The organism is Streptomyces sp. LS-MS-L19 (assembly GCF_058382285.1).
This window is the reverse complement of record NZ_JBYCLL010000001.1, coordinates 2,284,070-2,301,005: the sequence shown is the minus strand read 5'-3', so window position 1 is coordinate 2,301,005 and position 16,936 is coordinate 2,284,070. Positions and strand designations below refer to the sequence as shown.

13 protein-coding genes are annotated in these 16,936 nt (G+C 70.5%); all 13 read left to right on the top strand.

The features are described 5' to 3' along the window. The first annotated feature begins 165 nt into the window (after positions 1 to 165). Positions 166 to 1,449 (top strand): pectate lyase family protein, encoded by a 1,284-nt coding sequence (locus AC2XR2_RS10145; RefSeq protein WP_491514845.1) that lies wholly within the window; start codon positions 166 to 168, stop codon positions 1,447 to 1,449. Then, positions 1,446 to 2,636 carry a Gfo/Idh/MocA family protein gene (locus AC2XR2_RS10140; protein ID WP_491514844.1) on the top strand — a complete coding sequence of 397 codons (1,191 nt, stop codon included), beginning with the start codon at positions 1,446 to 1,448 and terminating at the stop codon, positions 2,634 to 2,636. Before AC2XR2_RS10145 ends, AC2XR2_RS10140 begins: the two co-directional genes overlap by 4 nt. Then, on the top strand, positions 2,633 to 3,478 hold the full coding sequence (locus tag AC2XR2_RS10135; RefSeq protein ID WP_381298776.1) for a DUF6807 domain-containing protein: 846 nt from the start codon (positions 2,633 to 2,635) through the stop codon (positions 3,476 to 3,478). The genes AC2XR2_RS10140 and AC2XR2_RS10135 overlap by 4 nt, the downstream gene beginning before the upstream one ends. Then, positions 3,475 to 4,980, top strand: coding sequence for a glycoside hydrolase family 43 protein (locus tag AC2XR2_RS10130; RefSeq protein ID WP_381298777.1), 1,506 nt, complete (start codon positions 3,475 to 3,477; stop codon positions 4,978 to 4,980). The genes AC2XR2_RS10135 and AC2XR2_RS10130 overlap by 4 nt, the downstream gene beginning before the upstream one ends. A 33-nt stretch (positions 4,981 to 5,013) precedes the next feature. Beyond that, on the top strand, positions 5,014 to 7,020 hold the full coding sequence (locus AC2XR2_RS10125; protein WP_491514843.1) for a pectinesterase family protein: 2,007 nt from the start codon (positions 5,014 to 5,016) through the stop codon (positions 7,018 to 7,020). 55 nt (positions 7,021 to 7,075) lie between these two features. Continuing rightward, positions 7,076 to 8,419, top strand: coding sequence for an ABC transporter substrate-binding protein (locus AC2XR2_RS10120; RefSeq protein ID WP_381298779.1), 1,344 nt, complete (start codon positions 7,076 to 7,078; stop codon positions 8,417 to 8,419). 88 nt (positions 8,420 to 8,507) lie between these two features. Further along, positions 8,508 to 9,308, top strand: coding sequence for a rhamnogalacturonan acetylesterase (locus AC2XR2_RS10115; protein ID WP_491514842.1), 801 nt, complete (start codon positions 8,508 to 8,510; stop codon positions 9,306 to 9,308). Between the two features lie 45 nt (positions 9,309 to 9,353). Continuing rightward, positions 9,354 to 10,685 (top strand): pectate lyase family protein, encoded by a 1,332-nt coding sequence (locus tag AC2XR2_RS10110; protein WP_449348927.1) that lies wholly within the window; start codon positions 9,354 to 9,356, stop codon positions 10,683 to 10,685. Between the two features lie 451 nt (positions 10,686 to 11,136). Then, positions 11,137 to 12,288: a pectinesterase family protein gene (locus AC2XR2_RS10105; RefSeq protein ID WP_491514841.1), complete on the top strand. Its 1,152-nt coding sequence runs from the start codon at positions 11,137 to 11,139 to the stop codon at positions 12,286 to 12,288. Further along, complete coding sequence (locus tag AC2XR2_RS10100; RefSeq protein ID WP_491514840.1) at positions 12,288 to 13,313, top strand: pectinesterase family protein; 1,026 nt, start codon at positions 12,288 to 12,290, stop codon at positions 13,311 to 13,313. The genes AC2XR2_RS10105 and AC2XR2_RS10100 overlap by 1 nt, the downstream gene beginning before the upstream one ends. After that, positions 13,306 to 14,589 (top strand): pectate lyase family protein, encoded by a 1,284-nt coding sequence (locus AC2XR2_RS10095; protein WP_491514839.1) that lies wholly within the window; start codon positions 13,306 to 13,308, stop codon positions 14,587 to 14,589. Before AC2XR2_RS10100 ends, AC2XR2_RS10095 begins: the two co-directional genes overlap by 8 nt. Then, positions 14,576 to 15,733: a dienelactone hydrolase family protein gene (locus AC2XR2_RS10090; RefSeq protein WP_491514838.1), complete on the top strand. Its 1,158-nt coding sequence runs from the start codon at positions 14,576 to 14,578 to the stop codon at positions 15,731 to 15,733. Before AC2XR2_RS10095 ends, AC2XR2_RS10090 begins: the two co-directional genes overlap by 14 nt. A gap of 55 nt (positions 15,734 to 15,788) precedes the next feature. Beyond that, positions 15,789 to 16,901 (top strand): right-handed parallel beta-helix repeat-containing protein, encoded by a 1,113-nt coding sequence (locus tag AC2XR2_RS10085; protein WP_491514837.1) that lies wholly within the window; start codon positions 15,789 to 15,791, stop codon positions 16,899 to 16,901. Positions 16,902 to 16,936: the final 35 nt, after the last annotated feature.

Genomic DNA, 16,936 nt, shown 5'->3' with positions numbered 1-16,936 from the left:
GGGCGTGGTGCTGGGCCTGGTGGGCGTCGTCGTCCGCGCCGAGGGCCGGGCCGTCGGCCGTGCCCTTCTGGGGCGAGGCGAGGGCGCTCGGAGGCGGTCGGTCTCCGCGCTCGGAGCGAGCGTCCGGCAACAGCCACGCTCCGAATCCGGCACGGAGGTGTACGTATGAGGATCCGTCACCTCGCCCTCGCCGCAGGCATGGTCGGTCTGTTCTGCCTGCCCGCGCACGCCGAAGCCCGGGACTTCGGCCGGGACACCCTGCCCGCGAACGACGGCTGGGCCTCCGAGGGAGAAGGCACCACCGGAGGAGCCGCTGCCGACGCCGAGCACGTCCATACCGTCACCGACCGCGCCGGACTGGTCCGCGCTCTCGACGGCGGCAGCGCCACCCCCAAGATCATCAGGATCGCCGGGACCGTCGACGCCAACACCGACGACGACGGCGATCACCTGGACTGCGAGGACTACGCCACCGGCGGGTACTCGACCCAGCGGTACCTCGCCGCCTACGACCCGCGGACCTGGGGCTCCGCCAAGCCCAGTGGCCCGCAGGAGGAGGCCCGGCAGGCGTCGGCCAGGAAGCAGGCCGAGCGGGTCGAGCTGACCGTCGGGTCCAACACCACGATCGTCGGGCTCAAGGGCGCCGTACTGAAGGGCGCGAGCCTCCAGGTCAGGAACGCCACCAACGTCATCATCCGCAACCTCGACTCCCGTGACGCCTACGACTGCTTCCCCGTCTGGCAGCCCAACACCGGCGGCCTCGGCGACTGGAAAACGGCGTACGACAACATCTGGCTGACCGGCTCCACCCATGTCTGGGTCGACCACGTCACCCTCAGCGACAAGGGCCACCCGGACGCGGACGAGCCCACCTACTTCGCCCGCAACTACCTCCGCCACGACGGACTGCTCGACATCACGGGCGGCTCCGACCTGGTCACCGTCTCCTGGAGCCGCTTCGCCGGCCACGACAAGGCGATGCTCATCGGCAACAGCGACTCCGCCACCGGCGACCGCGGCAGACTCCGGGTCACCCTGCACCACAACGAGTTCGAGTCCGTCGTACAGCGCGCCCCCCGCGTCCGCTTCGGACAGGTGCACGTCTACAACAACCGGTACCTCGCGGAAGGCGACGACTACCGCTACTCCCTCGGCGTCTCCACCGAGTCCGCGATCTTCGCCGAGAACAACGCCTTCCACACCCCCGGCCACATCGAGGCCGCCGACCTGGTCAAGAGCTGGAACGGCAGCGCCCTGCACCAGACCGGCACCCTCTTCAACGGCTATCCGGTGGACCTGCTCGCCATCCACAACGCCTACAACTCCGGCAGCGAGCGTGATCTCACGGCGGACGTCGGCTGGACGCCTACCCTGCACACAAAGATCGACAGCGCCGCAGCGGCCGACCGACAGGTGGCGCGCGGCGCGGGCGCAGGGAGGATGCCATGAACACGGACGGCACCATGAACACCGAAGACACCACGGGCACCGTCGACATCGTCCTCGCGGGCGCGCGCGGCCACGGCCGCTGGCACCTGGAGAACATCCGCCGGCTGCAGGACAAGGGGATCGTACGACTGGCGGGGATCTGCGAGCTGACCCCGCTGACCGCGGACGAGCTCCCCGAAGGCCTGGGAACACCGGCGCAGTCCGCCGACTTCGGCGCGCTCCTCGACTCCACCGGCGCCCGGATCGCCGTGATCTGCACCCCGATCCCGACCCACACCGACCTGGCGCTCGAAGCGGCCCGCCGCAAGGTGCACATCCTGCTGGAGAAGCCGCCCGCCCCCTCCTACGCCGAGTTCCGCCGCATGGCCGACGGGGTCGCCGCGGCCGGGGTCGCCTGCCAGATCGGCTTCCAGTCGCTCGGCTCGCACGCCGTGCCCGCGATCCGCGAGCTCGTCGAGGAGGGCGCGATCGGCGAGGTCACCGGGATCGGCGGGGCCGGTGCCTGGGCCCGCGCCGAGTCGTACTACCGGCGTGCGCCCTGGGCGGGCAAGCGACGGATGAACGGCGTCGACGTGATCGACGGCGTGCTGACCAACCCCCTCGCGCACGCGGTCGCCACCGCGCTCGCCCTGGGCGGCACCACCCGCGCCGAGGACGTCACCCGCATCGAGACCGAGCTCCAGCGCGCCAACGACATCGAGTCCGACGACACCTCCTGCGTCCGCGTCACCACCGCGAACGGCCTCAAGGTCACCGTCGCCGCGACCCTGTGCGCCGAGGACCCCGACGAGCCGTACGTCGTCGTGCACGGCGACAGCGGCCGGATCACCTACTGGTACAAGCAGGACCGCGTGCTGCTCCAGCGGGCCGGACACGGCCCCGAGGAGTACGAGTACGGCCGCACCGACCTGCTGGAGAACCTGGTCGACCACGTCACCGACGGCGACGAGCTGCTGGTCGTCCCGGAGGCGACGGGCGCCTTCATGAAGGTCGTCGAGGCGATCCGGCTGGCCCCCGACCCGGCCCCGCTGCCGGCCTCCGCCTGGCACCTGCTGCCCGACGAGGGGCGCCGGGTCGTCCCCGGCATCGACGGGCTCGTGGCGGCCGCCGCCGACAGCCTCGCCCTGTACTCCGAGCTGGGCGCCGACTGGGCCCGGCCACACGAAGCGAACGAGGTGAGCACATGACGACCCCCGATTCCCCGGTCCTGCGTGTCGCGGGCCGCCCCGTCGGCCGTTACGTCACCCGGCCCGAGCTGCCCGACCGGCTCTCCCCGCGCCCCTATCTGCACCCCGTCACCACCCTGGCCGGCACGGCTGTCACCGAACTCAGCCCCGCCGACCACATCCACCACCTCGGCGTCGGTGTCGCCGTTCCCGACGTCGAGGGGCACAACTTCTGGGGCGGCCGCACCTACGTCCGCGACCGGGGCCCCACCGAGCTCGACAACCACGGCGCCCAGCGCCACAGCTCCTTCCAGCTGCGCGACCCGGACGGCTTCGTGGAGGAGCTGCGCTGGGTCGCCTCCGGAGCCGAACTGCTGCGCGAGCGCCGTACCGTCGCGGCCACCGAACTGACCCCGACCGCCTGGGCGTTGGACTTCACCTTCTCCCTCACCAACGTCACCCCGGACCCCCTGTCGATCGGCAGCCCGGCCACCAACGGCCGCCCCGGCGCGGCCTACGGCGGCTTCTTCTGGCGGGCCCGCAAGGAGGCCACGGCACCCGAGGTGTTCACCGTCGACCGCGAGGGCGAGGACGCCGTCCACGGCACCCGCGCCGACTGGATCGCCCTCACCGGCGGCACCTGGACGCTCGTCTTCGCCGGAGCCACCGAACAGACCCGACGCGACCCCTGGTTCGTGCGCGCCGGTGAATACCCGGGCGTGGGCTCGTCGTTGGCGTCCGAGGCACGGCTGCCGGTCCCGCCCGGCGAGACCGTCGTACGGCGGATCGTCACCGTCGTGGCCGACGGGCGCCTGCCCCGGCTCGAGGCGGCGGCCCTGGTGCGGAAGGCGGTCAGCCAGTGACAGCCACGTACACGAACCCCGTCCTGAACGCCGACTGGTCCGACCCCGACGTGGTGCGCGTCGGCGACGACTTCTACCTCACCGCCTCCAGCTTCGGCCGCGTCCCCGGCCTGCCGCTGCTGCACTCCCGCGACCTCGTCAACTGGACCCTGATCGGTCATGCCCTCGAACGCCTGGAACCCGCGGGGGAGTTCACCAGGCCGCGGCACGACTGCGGGGTCTGGGCGCCTTCGCTGCGCCACCACGACGAACGGTTCTGGATCTTCTGGGGCGACCCCGACCAGGGCATCTTCCAGGTCAACGCCCCCGGGATCAGGGGCCCTTGGACCCGCCCGCACCTCGTCAAGTCCGGCAAGGGCCTGATCGACCCCTGCCCCCTGTGGGACGAGGAGACCGGCGAGGCCTACCTCGTGCACGCCTGGGCCAAGTCCCGCTCCGGCGTCAAGAACCGTCTCACCGGCCACCGGATGAGCCCCGACGGCCGTGAACTCCTCGACGAGGGCAAGCTGATCGTCGACGGCGACCGGATCCCCGGCTGGTTCACCCTCGAAGGCCCCAAGCTCTACCGGCACGACGGCTGGTTCTGGATCCTCGCCCCCGCCGGGGGAGTGGAGACCGGCTGGCAGGGCGCCTTCCGCTCGCGCGGGTTCTTCGGCCCGTACGAGGAGAAGGTCGTCCTGGAACAGCGGGACACCGACGTCAACGGCCCCCACCAGGGCGGCTGGGTGCGCACCCCGTCCGGCCAGGACTGGTTCCTGCACTTCCAGCAGAAGGGCGCCTACGGCAGGGTCGTGCACCTCCAGCCGATGAGCTGGGGCGAGGACGGCTGGCCGGTGCTCGGCGACGCGGGCGCCCCGGTCGCCGTACACGAGAAGCCCGATCTGCCGCCGCAGCCGGACGCGGCGCCCGCCACCGACGACGACTTCCCCGGCGGACGCTTCGGCCGTCAGTGGCAGTGGACCGCCAACCCGCAGCACGGCTGGGCCACCCACCACTCCGGCGACGGCCTGCGGCTCACCTGTGTCCGCTCGGCCGACGCGCACGACCTGCGCACCCTGCCGAACGTCCTCACCCAGCGGCTGCCCGGCACCCCGTCGGCCGTCGAGGTGGACCTGCACCTGCACAGCGAGGAGCCGGGCGCACGCGCCGGACTCACCGTCCTCGGGGACGCCTTCAGCTGGATCGGGCTCCAGCGCGGGGCCGACGGGGCGGTCCACCTCGTGCACCGGTTCGCCGAGGGAGTCGCCGAGCGGGAGCGGGACGCCGACCATCCGCGATCCGCGCCGGCCGGAAAGGCGCGGCTGCGGATCGAGATCGGCGCCGGGGCCCGCTGCCGGTTCTTCTACGACCTCGGTGAGGGCCCGCGCCCTTCCGGACCCGTCTTCACCGCCACCCCCTGGCGCTGGGTCGGCGCACTGCTCGGACTGTTCGCGCTCGCGCCCGTCGGATCAGGACACGCCGGGGCGGCAACCTTCTCGCACTTCAGGATCGACCACCTGTAACGCACCGAACCCGTAAGCCTGTTGGGAGCCGCAATGACGCAGCACCTTCATAGCAAGCGCTTGCAGAGACCAGGGCGCGGCCGAGTCGCGGCCGCCGTGCTCGGCCTCGTGGCCGCGTTGGGCCTCGGGGCGGTCGGAGAGGCACGCGCTTCTGTGGCACCGGCCTCCGGGGCGCAGCCCTTGGCGGCTCCGGCCTCCGCGGACCGTCTCGGCGACCGGCCGCACGGTTTCGCCGCCCTCGCCGGCGGCACCACCGGAGGGGCCGGCGGCAAGGTCGTCACCGTCACCGACCAGGCCTCGCTGGCCGCCTACGCGGCCGCCGAGGAGCCGTACGTCATCAGGGTCTCGGGGTCGATCGCCGTCGAACCGTTCGGCTCGGACATCGTGGTCGGCTCGAACAAGACGATCATCGGGGTCGGTGACACCGGCGAGATCGTCCACGGCGAGCTGCATCTCAACCCCGGCACGCACAACGTGATCATCCGCAACCTGACGATCCGCGACTCCTACGTCGAGGGCGACTGGGACGGCAAGACCACCGACTTCGACGCGATCCAGATGGACACCGTCGACCACGTGTGGATCGACCACAACCGCTTCACGCACATGGGCGACGGGCTGCTCGACATCCGCAAGGACAGCCGGTACATCACCGTCTCCTACAACCAGTTCACCGACCACAACAAGGCGTTCGGGATCGGCTGGACCACCAACGTCCAGACCGAGATGACGATCGACCACAACTGGTTCCGCGGCACCAAGCAGCGCAACCCCTCGGCGGACAACCTGGCCTACGCGCACCTCTACAACAACTACCTGTCCTCGCAGGTCGCCGACGGCGACCCGGTGTGGACGTACGGGAACTGGGCGCGCGGCCGGACGAAGATGGTCATCGAGAACAGCTACTACGACGGCGTCCAGCACCCCTACCAGGCCGATGCCACCGCCGAGTTGGTGCAGCGCGGGTCCGTCCTGAAGAACACGAGCGGGCGAACGGACGCGTGGGGCAAGGCATTTGATCCCCGCTCCTTCTACCGCTACCGGCTCGACCCGGCCGCCGCCGTGCCCGCCCTGGTGTCCCGTCTCTCCGGCCCGCAGCAGCGGATCGGGGTCACCCTGCACGTCCCCGGCGACTACCCGACCGTGCAGGCCGCCGTGGACGCCGTGCCCGACCGGAACGCCGTGCCGGTGACGATCGCCGTCGCGCCGGGCACCTACCGGGCCAAGGTGTACATCCCGGCGACCAAGCCGAACATCGTGCTCCAGGGGACTGGACAGGACCGGTCCGACACCGTCATCGTCTACGACACCCCCGCCGAGTACGGCGGTTCGACGGGCAGCGCGACGGTCCGGATCGCCGCCAACGACGTCATCGCCCGGCACCTCACCTTCAGCAACGACTTCGACGAGGCCGCCTTCGAGCTGAAGGGCGAGCAGGCCCTCGCGATGAAGACGACCGGTGACCGGATCGTCTTCGAGGACACCGCCTTCCTGGGCAACCAGGACACCCTGATGACCGACAGCCCCAAGCTGGACGTGATCAGCCGGGTCTATGTCCGCGACTCGTACATCGAGGGCGACGTCGACTTCGTCTACGGCCGGGCGACCACGGTGATCGAGCGCTCCGTGATCCGGGCGCTGAGCCGTGGCTCGGACTCCAACAACGGCTACATCACGGCCGCTTCGACCTGGACGGGCAACCCGTACGGGTTCCTGATCACCCGGTCGAGGATCGTGAGCGACGCACCGGCAGGCACCTTCCATCTGGGACGGCCGTGGCACCCCGGTGGTGAACCCGCCGCCGTGGCACAGGTGTTGATCCGGGACACGGAGCTACCGGCCGCCGTGAAGTCCGCCCCGTGGACCGACATGAGCGGGTTCTCGTGGAAGGACGCGCGGTTCGCCGAGTACCGCAACTCCGGCCCGGGCGCGGTCCCGAGCGCGGACCGGCCGCAGCTCGCCGCCGCCGACGCACGGACGTACACCGTCGCGAACTACCTCAAGGGCACGGACGGCTGGGCGCCGCAGGCCCGTCACTGACTCCCCCCACAACTTCACATCTCCGCTGGAATCAGAAGAAGAAGAGAGCCGACCAATGAAGATCAGCATCCGCAGAAGCAGGCGCGCTGCCATAGCCGTCGCCCTCGGGTCCGTCCTGGCGCTGACCGCCACCGCCTGCGGTGACGACGGCAGCGGGGCCGGCGGCGACAAGGGCGACGAGGGCAGCGGCAAGGGCAAGATCGTCTTCTGGGACAACAACGGCGGTGTGCGCACCGACATCTGGAAGGAGATCATCGCCGACTTCCAGAAGGCCAACCCCGACATCAAGGTCGAGTACGTCGGCATCGCCTCCACCGAGTACCAGTCCAAGGTCGACACCGCCATCCAGGGCGGCGGCCTGCCGGACGTCGGCGGTGTCGGCGCGGCCATGCTCGCCGGGTTCTCCGCGCAGAACGCGCTGGAGCCGCTCGACGACCGGCTCGCCGGGTCCTCCCTCAACGGCAAGCTCAACGAGGACATGGTCGGCGTACTGAAGGCGGCGGGCGGCGGGGACGGCACCCTGTACTCGATCCCGACCTCCGCCAACAACGGCGTGCTGTACTACCGGACCGACCTGTTCAAGAAGGCCGGCCTGGACGAGCCGACGACCTGGGACACGTTCTACGAGGCGGCCGACAAGCTCACCGACGCCAAGAAGAACGAGTTCGGTTACACCATCCGCGGTGGCGCCGGATCCATCGCCCAGGCCCTGGACGCCGCGTACGGGCAGAGCGGGATCACCTCGTTCTGGAACGGCGACAAGACCACGCTCAACGACCCGAAGAACGTGGCGGCGCTGGAGAAGTACGCGGCGCTGTACAAGAAGGACACTCCGGCGGCCGACCTCAACAACGACTTCACCAAGATGGTCGCGCAGTGGGACTCCGGCACGATCGGCATGCTGAACCACAACCTGGGGTCGTACCAGGACCATGTGAAGGCGCTCGGGGTCGACAAGTTCCGCGGTATCCCGCAGCCGATCGGCGCGAACGGCAAGCGGGTCCAGGTGTCCAACCCCGTCGACGGGCTCGGGGTGTTCAAGAGCTCGAAGAACAAGGACGCCGCGTGGAAGTTCATCGAGTTCGCGACCTCGCACGCGGAGAACTCGAAGTTCAACAAGGCGGCCGGGCAGGTGCCGTCGAACAACGACGCCGCGAAGGACTCGTGGATCTCCGAGGCCGAGCCCACGAAGCTCGCCGCCGCCGCGCTGACCGACGGTTCCACGTCGATCGTCCAGCTGCCGTACTACCTGCCCGACTGGAACACCATCTCCAAGGCGGACAACGAGCCGAACTTCCAGAAGGTGCTGCTCGGGGACATGAGTGCGAAGGACTTCCTGGACACCATGGCCGACCAGCTGAACAAGGCTCAGGCGGAGTGGAAGGAGCAGAACGGCTAGAGCTCGGGTTGCGCTCGTGGGGAGCTGCCGGCCGGTTGTGGCTGGTCGCGCAGTTCCCCGCGCCCCTAGGTAGGAAAGGTCACGTACGTTGTCACTGACTCGTAGACAAGTCACCGTGGCGGCGCTCGGTGCCGTGCCCGTCGCTTTCGCGGCGACCGGTACCGCTCAGGCCGCTCCGCGCAGAACACGCACGCTCTACATCGCGGGCGACTCCACCGCCGCCCAGAAGTACTCCGACGCCGCTCCCGAGACCGGGTGGGGCATGGCGCTTCCCTTCTTCCTCTGCCAGGACCTGGCCGTCGCCAACCACGCGGTGAACGGGCGGAGTTCCAAGTCCTTCGTCGACGAGGGCCGGCTGGACGCGATCCTCGGGCTGATCAAGCCCGGTGACCTCCTGCTCATCCAGTTCGGGCACAACGACGAGAAGTCCGAGGACCCGACCCGGTACACCGAGCCGTGGTCGACGTACCAGGACTACCTGCGGCTGTACATCGAGGGCGCTCGGGCCCGGGGCGCGCGGCCGGTGCTGGCCACCTCGGTCGAGCGGCGGAAGTTCGACGCGAGCGGCAACGCCGTGCCGACCCACAAGGAGTACCCGGCCGCCGTACGGGCGCTCGCCGCCGAGGAAGGCGTCGCGCTGCTCGACATCCAGGCCCTGTCGATCGCGCTGTGGCAGCAGCTCGGGGTCGAGGAGACCAAGCGGTACTTCAACTGGACCGCGACCGAGCAGGACAACACGCACTTCAACCCGCCCGGTGCCATCGCGGTGGCCCGCCTGGTCGCCGGGGAGCTGCTGCACCGGCGGGTGCTGGCGCCCCGGGACGTGCGCCGGCTCGATGCCGAGATCCCGGAGTCCTGGATCACCTGGCCGCCACCGGCCACCGTCTGACCCCTCCTTCTTCGCACCTCTTCGCAGTCGAAAGAGAGCCGCACCATGAACGCACAGACATGGCATGGGCATGCCATTACCAAGGCAGTGACGAAGGCCGTGGCGGTAGCGGGCTGCACCGCCCTGGTCCTCGCGGTCACCGGGACCACCGCCCAGGCCAAGGGCCACGACACGGCCCGCGAGACCCTCGCCGCCGGTGACGGCTGGGCCTCCTACGGCACCGGCACCACCGGGGGCGCGGCCGCCGACGCCGCCCACGTCTACACCGTCACCGACTGGGCCGGCTTCAAGGCCGCCCTCGCCGCCGGCGGCAGCGCACCGAAGATCATCAAGGTGAAGGGGACCATCGACGCCGTGTCGGAAGGGTGCGACTCGCTCGCCGCTCCCGGCTACGACTTCGACGCGTACCTGGCGAAGTACTCGCCGGAGGCCTGGGGCCTGGACACCGACCTGAGCGCCGAGCCCGACGACAGCCCCGAGGGCCTGCGCCGCGCCTCGGCCGCCAACCAGGACCAGACGATCAAGGCGAACGTCCCGGCCAACACGACGATCATCGGGGTCGGCCGCGATGCCGGGTTCAAGGGGGCCAGCCTCCAGATCAAGGCCGTCGACAACGTCATCGTCCGCAACCTCACCTTCGAGAGCCCCATCGACTGCTTCCCGCAGTGGGACCCGACGGACGGCTCCACCGGCAACTGGAACTCCGAGTACGACACCGCCGTCGTCTACGGCTCCACCCATGTCTGGCTGGACCACAACACCTTCACCGACGGCAGCCACCCCGACAGCGCCGCGCCCACCTACTTCGGCATGCTCTACCAGCAGCACGACGGTGAGCTGGACATCGTCCGGGGCGCGAACTACGTCACCGCCTCCTGGAACGTCTTCGCCGACCACGACAAGACGATCCTGATCGGCAACAGCGACAGCGAGTCCACGGCGGTGGGGGACCGGGGCAAGCTCAAGGTCACCTTCCACCACAACCTGTTCTCGGACCTCGTCGAGCGCGCACCCCGCGTCCGCTTCGGGCAGGTCGACTCCTACAACAACCACTTCGTGGCGAACAGCGACTACGCCTACAGCTTCGGCATCGGCAAGGAGTCCCAACTCGTCGCCGAGCACAACGCGTTCACGCTGCCGACGGGGATCAGCGCGGCCAAGGTGCTCAAGCGGTGGAACGTCTCGCCGCTCACCGCCGCCGACAACTACGTCAACGGCAAGCTCACCGACCTGATCGCCGTCCACAACGCGGAGATCCCCGCCGAGACGCTGGAATCGGGCGCGGGCTGGACCCCGACCCTGCGCACGAAGGTCGACCCCACGAAGAAGGTCCCGACCATCGTCGACCGCGGCGCGGGCGCGGGGCGCGTGTGCTGACACGGCCCCCTTCGACCGGGCGGGTCTGCCGGGACCGGCCTCTCGTACCCGAGGGGGCGACACCCGGTCCCTTGTCCCAGAGGCGCCTGCTGGAAGCGGCCCCTCGCCCTTGAGGGGACTGCCGGAACCGGCCTCATCGAAACCGGCCGGGGCTGCTGGGACCGGCCCTCGTACCTGAGGAGCCAGCTGACCGGCCCCATCGAAACCGGCCCGGGGCCGCTGACGCCGTCCCCTCGCACCTGAGGGGCCGGCTGGCACCAACCCCATCGAGACCGGCCGGGTCCGCTGGTGGACTCCGGTTCCCTGACGGCCGGGTCCGCCGGCGGACGCCGGCCTCCTGACCGGCCGGGGCGGAATCCAGCGGCCGCCCCGGCCACCTCCCTCGACCTCCATCTCCACTCCCCACGCGAGGCACCCCACCCCCAGAGCCGCGTTCCCAAGGAGCACCCGCATGTCCTCGCACCACGCCCAACTCCCCCTGTCCAGAAGGGGTTTCCTGCTCGCGGGCAGCGGAGCGGCAGCCGCCCTCGCGCTGACGCCCACCCCCGCCCAGGCCGCCGAAGCATCCGCCTCCGCAGCCCGCGGCCGACGCCCGTTCGGCCGCTTCGGGTCGCCGTCCGCCCGGCTCACCCCGCAGACCCTGTACGTCGACCCGCGGGGCCGGGGCGACCACACCACCGTCAAGGCCGCCGTCACCGCCGCCACCGGCAGCGGCTGGACCCTGGTCCTCGCCCCCGGCACCTACCGGGAGACCGTCGCCGTCGACGCCACCCGCACCGAGGCGACCTGGATCGGCGCCTCCGAGGACCCCCGGGACGTCGTGATCGTCTACGACAACGCGGCCGGCACCCCCAAGCCCGGCGGCGGCACCTACGGCACCACCGGTTCGGCCACCACGACCGTGCAGGCCGACGGCTTCACCGCCCGCTGGATCACCTTCGCCAACGACTGGCTGCGCGCCGACCACCCCGACATCACCGGCACCCAGGCCGTCGCGATCAAGGTGCAGGGCGACCGCTCCGCCTTCCACCACTGCCGCTTCCTCGGCCACCAGGACACCCTGTACGCCGACTCGATCGCCCTCACCTCCTTCGCCCGCCAGTACTTCGCGCACTGCTACGCCGAGGGAGACGTCGACTTCGTCTTCGGCCGGGCCACGGCCGTCTACGAGCACTGCCACTTCCGCACCCTGAACCGCACCGACCTGGCGGCGCCGCCGTACGGCTTCGTGTTCGCGCCCTCGACGGCGGGGGCCAACCCGCGCGGCTACCTCGTCACCAGGAGCCGTGTCAGCAGCGAAGCCCCGGACGCCGCCTACAAGTTGGCGCGGCCGTGGGTGCCCAGCTCCGACCCCACCGCCAGGCCGAGCCTCACCGTCCGCGACACCTGGCTGGGCCCCGGCATCGACGCGGTCGCCCCCTACACCAACATGTCGGACGCCTTCCCCTGGCAGAACCAGCGGTTCGCCGAGTACCGCACCACAGGTCCGGGCGCCCGGATCACCGTCCCGGAGAACCGGCCCCAACTGACCCGCGAGCAGGCGGAGTCGGCGACCCGCGAGGCCTACCTCGGCGAATGGAAGCCGTGGAAGGAGACCTGCTGATGCGCCGACGCACCCTTCTCGCGGCCGGTCTCGGACTCACGGTGGCGGGAGCAGCCCCGGCCTACGCCGCCGGAGGCCGCCGCGTCCTCCACGTCCGCCCCGGCGACTCCGTCCAGGCCGCCGTCGACGCGGTCACCGGCCCCGGCTGGACGATCGTCGTGCACCCGGGGACGTATCGCGAGGTCGTCAACATCCCCGCGTCCGCAGCGGAGCTGACCCTGCGCGGTGCTGTCCGCGACCCGCGTGCCGCCGTCATCGTGTACGACAACGCCAACGGCACCCAGAAACCCGACGGTTCCGGCACCTACGGCACCGCGGGTTCCGCCACCTTCACCTCCGCGGCTCCCGGCCTCACCGTCCGCGACCTCACCCTCGCCAACGACTGGCTGCGCGCCGACCATCCCGAGATCACCGGCACCCAGGCGGTCGCGGCCTACACCTTCGGCGACCGCACCCACTTCGAGAACGTCCGCCTCCTGGCCCACCAGGACACCCTCTTCGTCGAGACCACCGCCCTCGCCTCCTTCGACCGGCAGTACTTCCGCCGCTGCCACATCGAGGGAGACGTCGACTTCGTCTTCGGGCGGGCCACCGCCGTCTTCGAGGAGTGCCACTTCCACACCCTCCAGCGGGACGTCGGCTTCACCCCCAAGGGCATGGTCTTCGCACCCTCCACCGCCCGCGCCAACCCGTACGGCATCCTCGCGGTCCGCTCCCGGATCACCTCCGGCGCGGAGGACGGGGCGTACAAGCTGGCCCGGCCCTGGGTGCCGTCGTACGAGACGACCGCCTGGCCGTCCCTGGTGGTGCGGGACAGCCGGATCGGGCCGGGGATCGACCCGGTGACCCCGTACACCAACATGCGCGAGCAGTACCCCTGGCAGACCATGCGCTTTCGGGAGTACGGCAACTCCGGTCCCGGCGCGGTCGTCACCGTCCCGGAGAACCGGCCCCAACTCACCGCCGAGGAAGCCGCTCTGCACACCAAGCGCACCTACCTCGGCGACTGGTGCCCGCGTGCGTAGGGCGGCCGTCGGCCCCGTGCGCAGGGCGGCCGCCGTCCTCCTCGCCGGCGCGTGTCTCCTCGGGGCCGCGCCCCAGGCCTCCGCAGGCGGACGCGGTCCCGTCGGCTGGGGCTCCCTGGGCACCGGCACCACCGGCGGAGCGGGCGGCACCACCTGGACCGTGCACCGCCGCGCCGAACTCAAGACCGCGCTCGACAACGCGGGCGACCCCACCGCGCCCAAGGTCATCCGGGTCGTCGGAGACGTCAACGGCCATGAGGCGGAGGACGGTTCGCTGCTCGGCGAGCAGGACTACGCCCCCGGCTACGACCTCGCCCAGTACATGTCCTGCTTCGGCGAGGACGGCACCACCTGGTCCGACACCCGCCACGACTACTGCAAGCAGCAGCGGCAGCTCCGCCAGACCGGCTCCAACAAGGAGAAGGCCCAGATCCAGCTGACCGTGCCGAGCAACACCACGCTGGTCGGTGTCGGCGGCGACGCCCGGCTGCTGGGCGTCTTCCTCACGGTGAACACCGGCACGAACATCATCGTGCGCAACCTCGAACTCGAAGCGCCCGTCGACCACTTCACCACCTGGTCGCCCGGTGACGGAACACAGGGCAGCTGGAACGCCCGCTTCGACGCGATGACCGTCATCACCGGCAGGAACATCTGGGTCGACCACTGCACCTTCACCGACGGCCGCTTCCCGGACCGCGAGGCGCCCGCCGGCTTCCACGGCGAGCGCGTCGGGCGGCACGACGGACTGCTGGACATCGAGGACGGCTCCGACTACATCACGGTCTCCGACAGCCGGTTCACCGACCACGACAAGGCGCTCCTCGTCGGGTCGGGAGACGGCCGCGGAGACCGCGACCGCGGACACCTCAGGGTGACCTTCCTGCGGAACCTCTTCACCGACATCGTGCAGCGCGGCCCCCGCGTCCGCTTCGGACAGGTGCACGTCGTCAACAACGTGTACGTGTCCCGGCGCCGGACCCCGCTCTACGCCCTGGGTGCCGGTGTGGAGTCGGCCCTCTTCTCCGAGCGCAACGTCTTCCGGTACGACGCGACCCTCGCCCGCTACGGAGGCGAGCACTTCCACGACAGCGGCTCCTGGATCGACGGCCGTCCGGCCCACCTGAACTCGGTGGCTGCCGGTCTCGGACTGACCGACGACGTGGGCTGGAACCCGGCCGACGTCTACGACCACCGGCCGCTCACCACGGCCAGGGCGGTGGAGCACCACGTCCTCACGCACGCCGGCACCGGGAGGCAGTATGGGCGGCCATGACACCTTCGGGCGCAGGGCGTTCGTGGTGGGCGCCGGGGCGGCCGTGCTGGCCGGGGGAGCGGTGAGTCCCGCCGCGGCGGGGGTGGTCGAGGGCCCGCTGCCCGACTTCCACCCGGCGCTCAAGGCCGAGCTGAACTTTCCGCTGGCGTGGGGGACTTCACCGGTGCGGGACTTCCGGACCTGGCGCCGGAAAGCCAGGGCCGTGGTCGAGGAGCACCTTCTCGTCCCGAGCCAGGACGGGACGCCGTACGCACCGGAGTACACCGGCACCGCTCAAGGCGACGGCTACACACGGGAGTTGGTGACCCTCTCCCTCACCGGCCACGAACGCGTCCGCGCCGCCCTGCTCACCCCGCACGGCCCCGGGCCGTTCCCCGCCGTGCTGCTGCTCCACGACCACGGGGCGAAGTTCGACATCGGCAAGGAGAAGCTGGTCCGGCCCTGGTACGACGACACCCGGCTCGGCTCCGCGCAGGCCTGGGCGGACAAGTACTTCAGCGGCCGGTTCGTCGGCGACGAGCTGGCCCGGCGCGGCTATGTCGTGCTGTGCGCGGACGCGCTCGGCTGGGGTGACCGGGGACCGGTCACCTACGACCAACAGCAGGCACTGGCAAGCAACTTCTACAACCTGGGCTCCTCGCTCGCCGGGCTCATGGCCCGTGAGGACGCCCGAGCCGCCGGGTTCCTGGCCGGACTGAAGAACGTGGAGGCCGGCAGGATCGCCGCCGTCGGGTTCTCCATGGGCGCCTACCGGGCCTGGCAGACGGCCGCGCTCACCGACCACATCGCGGCCACCGCGTCCGTCTGCTGGATGACCGGCCTCAAGGAAATGATGGTGCCCGGCAACAACACCCTGCGCGGGCAGTCCAGTTACTACATGCTCCACCCGGGCCTGCCCCGGTTCCTCGACTTCCCCGACGTGGCGAGCATCGCCGCACCCAGGCCGATGCTCTTCTTCAACGGCGCCCTCGACGCGCTGTTCCCCGCCGACGGCGTCCGCGTGGCGTACGACAAGCTGCGCGCCGTCTGGCACTCCCGCCACGCCGGGGAGCGGTTGCACCTGAAGACCTGGCCCGACCTGGGCCACGTCTTCGTCGACCGCATGCAGGACGAGGTCTACAGCTGGCTCGACCAGGTGCTGTGAACCGTCCGTCCTGTGCACCGTCCCCCCCACCCGCACACGAAGGGACCCGCTCCCCATGTCTCGTCGTACCGCTCTCGTCGCCACCGCCGCCCTCGCCCTCGGCTCGGGCCTCGCCGTCCTCCCCACCCAGGCGCAGGCCGCGACCGTGGTCGTCAGCAACTCCACCGACCTGTCCAACGCCATCAAGAACGCCACCGCCGGCACCGTGATCCAGGTCCGCGGCGGCACCTACTACCCGACGGCCACCCTCCAGTCCACGGCCAACGGCAGCTCCTCCGCGCCGGTCACGCTCACCGCGTACGGCTCGGAAACCGTCAAGATCGACGGCTCGAACCTGCCCGACGGCGACTGGATCTTCAAGCTGACCGCCGACTACTGGAACGTCTCCAACATCACCTTCCAGAACTCCCCGGACAGCGCGGTGGTGTGCCAGTCCTGCACCGGCACGGTCTGGAACAACATCAAGACCATCAACGGCGGTGACTCCGGGTTCACGCTCACCGGCGACGGGACCGTGAACAACACCGTCAGGAACATCGACAGTTACGGCAACTACGACGCCGCAGGCCACGGCGAGAACGCCGACGGCATCGCCGTGAAGTTCGGCTCCGGCACCGGCAACCTCATCACCGGGGCCCGCCTCTACAACAACTCGGACGACGGCATCGACTTCTGGTCCTTCTCCTCGCCCGTCACCGTCGAGCACACCTGGTCCATGGGCAACGGCGTCAACCGCTGGTCCGACTCCGCCTTCGCGGGCGACGGCAACGGCTACAAGCTGGGCGGTGACGGCGAGGTCGTCGCGCACGTCATCAACAACTCGGCCGCCTGGGGCAACGCGGGCAACGGCTTCACCGAGAACTCCAACACCGGTGCCCTCGTCATCAACCGCACCACCGCCTACGCCAACAGCAAGTGGGGCTACTACTTCGCCACCAGCTCCGCCAAGCTCGGCAAGAACCTCGCGGTGAGCAACGGCGGGGGCTCGGTCAACAAGGGCTCCAAGGTCACCTCGTCCGGCAACAACTGGGACAGCGGGATCAGCACCCCCGCCTTCCGGTCGACGGACGCCTCCACGACGTACAACGCCCGCTCCTCCAGCGGCACCCTGCCCGCGACCACCTTCCTGACCACGGGCAGCACCACCATCGGCGCGACCATGGACTAGCAGCTCCAGGGCGCTTGACCCGTTTTTTACCGGGC

What these genes read in the sequence shown, in the direction of transcription:
- AC2XR2_RS10145 (WP_491514845.1), top strand. Translation starts at nt 166, where the DNA reads ATGAGGATCCGTCACCTCGCCCTCGCCGCAGGCATGGTCGGTCTGTTC.
- AC2XR2_RS10140 (WP_491514844.1), top strand. Translation starts at nt 1,446, where the DNA reads ATGAACACGGACGGCACCATGAACACCGAAGACACCACGGGCACCGTC.
- AC2XR2_RS10135 (WP_381298776.1), top strand. Translation starts at nt 2,633, where the DNA reads ATGACGACCCCCGATTCCCCGGTCCTGCGTGTCGCGGGCCGCCCCGTC.
- AC2XR2_RS10125 (WP_491514843.1), top strand. Translation starts at nt 5,014, where the DNA reads ATGACGCAGCACCTTCATAGCAAGCGCTTGCAGAGACCAGGGCGCGGC.
- AC2XR2_RS10120 (WP_381298779.1), top strand. Translation starts at nt 7,076, where the DNA reads ATGAAGATCAGCATCCGCAGAAGCAGGCGCGCTGCCATAGCCGTCGCC.
- AC2XR2_RS10110 (WP_449348927.1), top strand. Translation starts at nt 9,354, where the DNA reads ATGAACGCACAGACATGGCATGGGCATGCCATTACCAAGGCAGTGACG.
- AC2XR2_RS10105 (WP_491514841.1), top strand. Translation starts at nt 11,137, where the DNA reads ATGTCCTCGCACCACGCCCAACTCCCCCTGTCCAGAAGGGGTTTCCTG.
- AC2XR2_RS10100 (WP_491514840.1), top strand. Translation starts at nt 12,288, where the DNA reads ATGCGCCGACGCACCCTTCTCGCGGCCGGTCTCGGACTCACGGTGGCG.
- AC2XR2_RS10090 (WP_491514838.1), top strand. Translation starts at nt 14,576, where the DNA reads ATGGGCGGCCATGACACCTTCGGGCGCAGGGCGTTCGTGGTGGGCGCC.
- AC2XR2_RS10085 (WP_491514837.1), top strand. Translation starts at nt 15,789, where the DNA reads ATGTCTCGTCGTACCGCTCTCGTCGCCACCGCCGCCCTCGCCCTCGGC.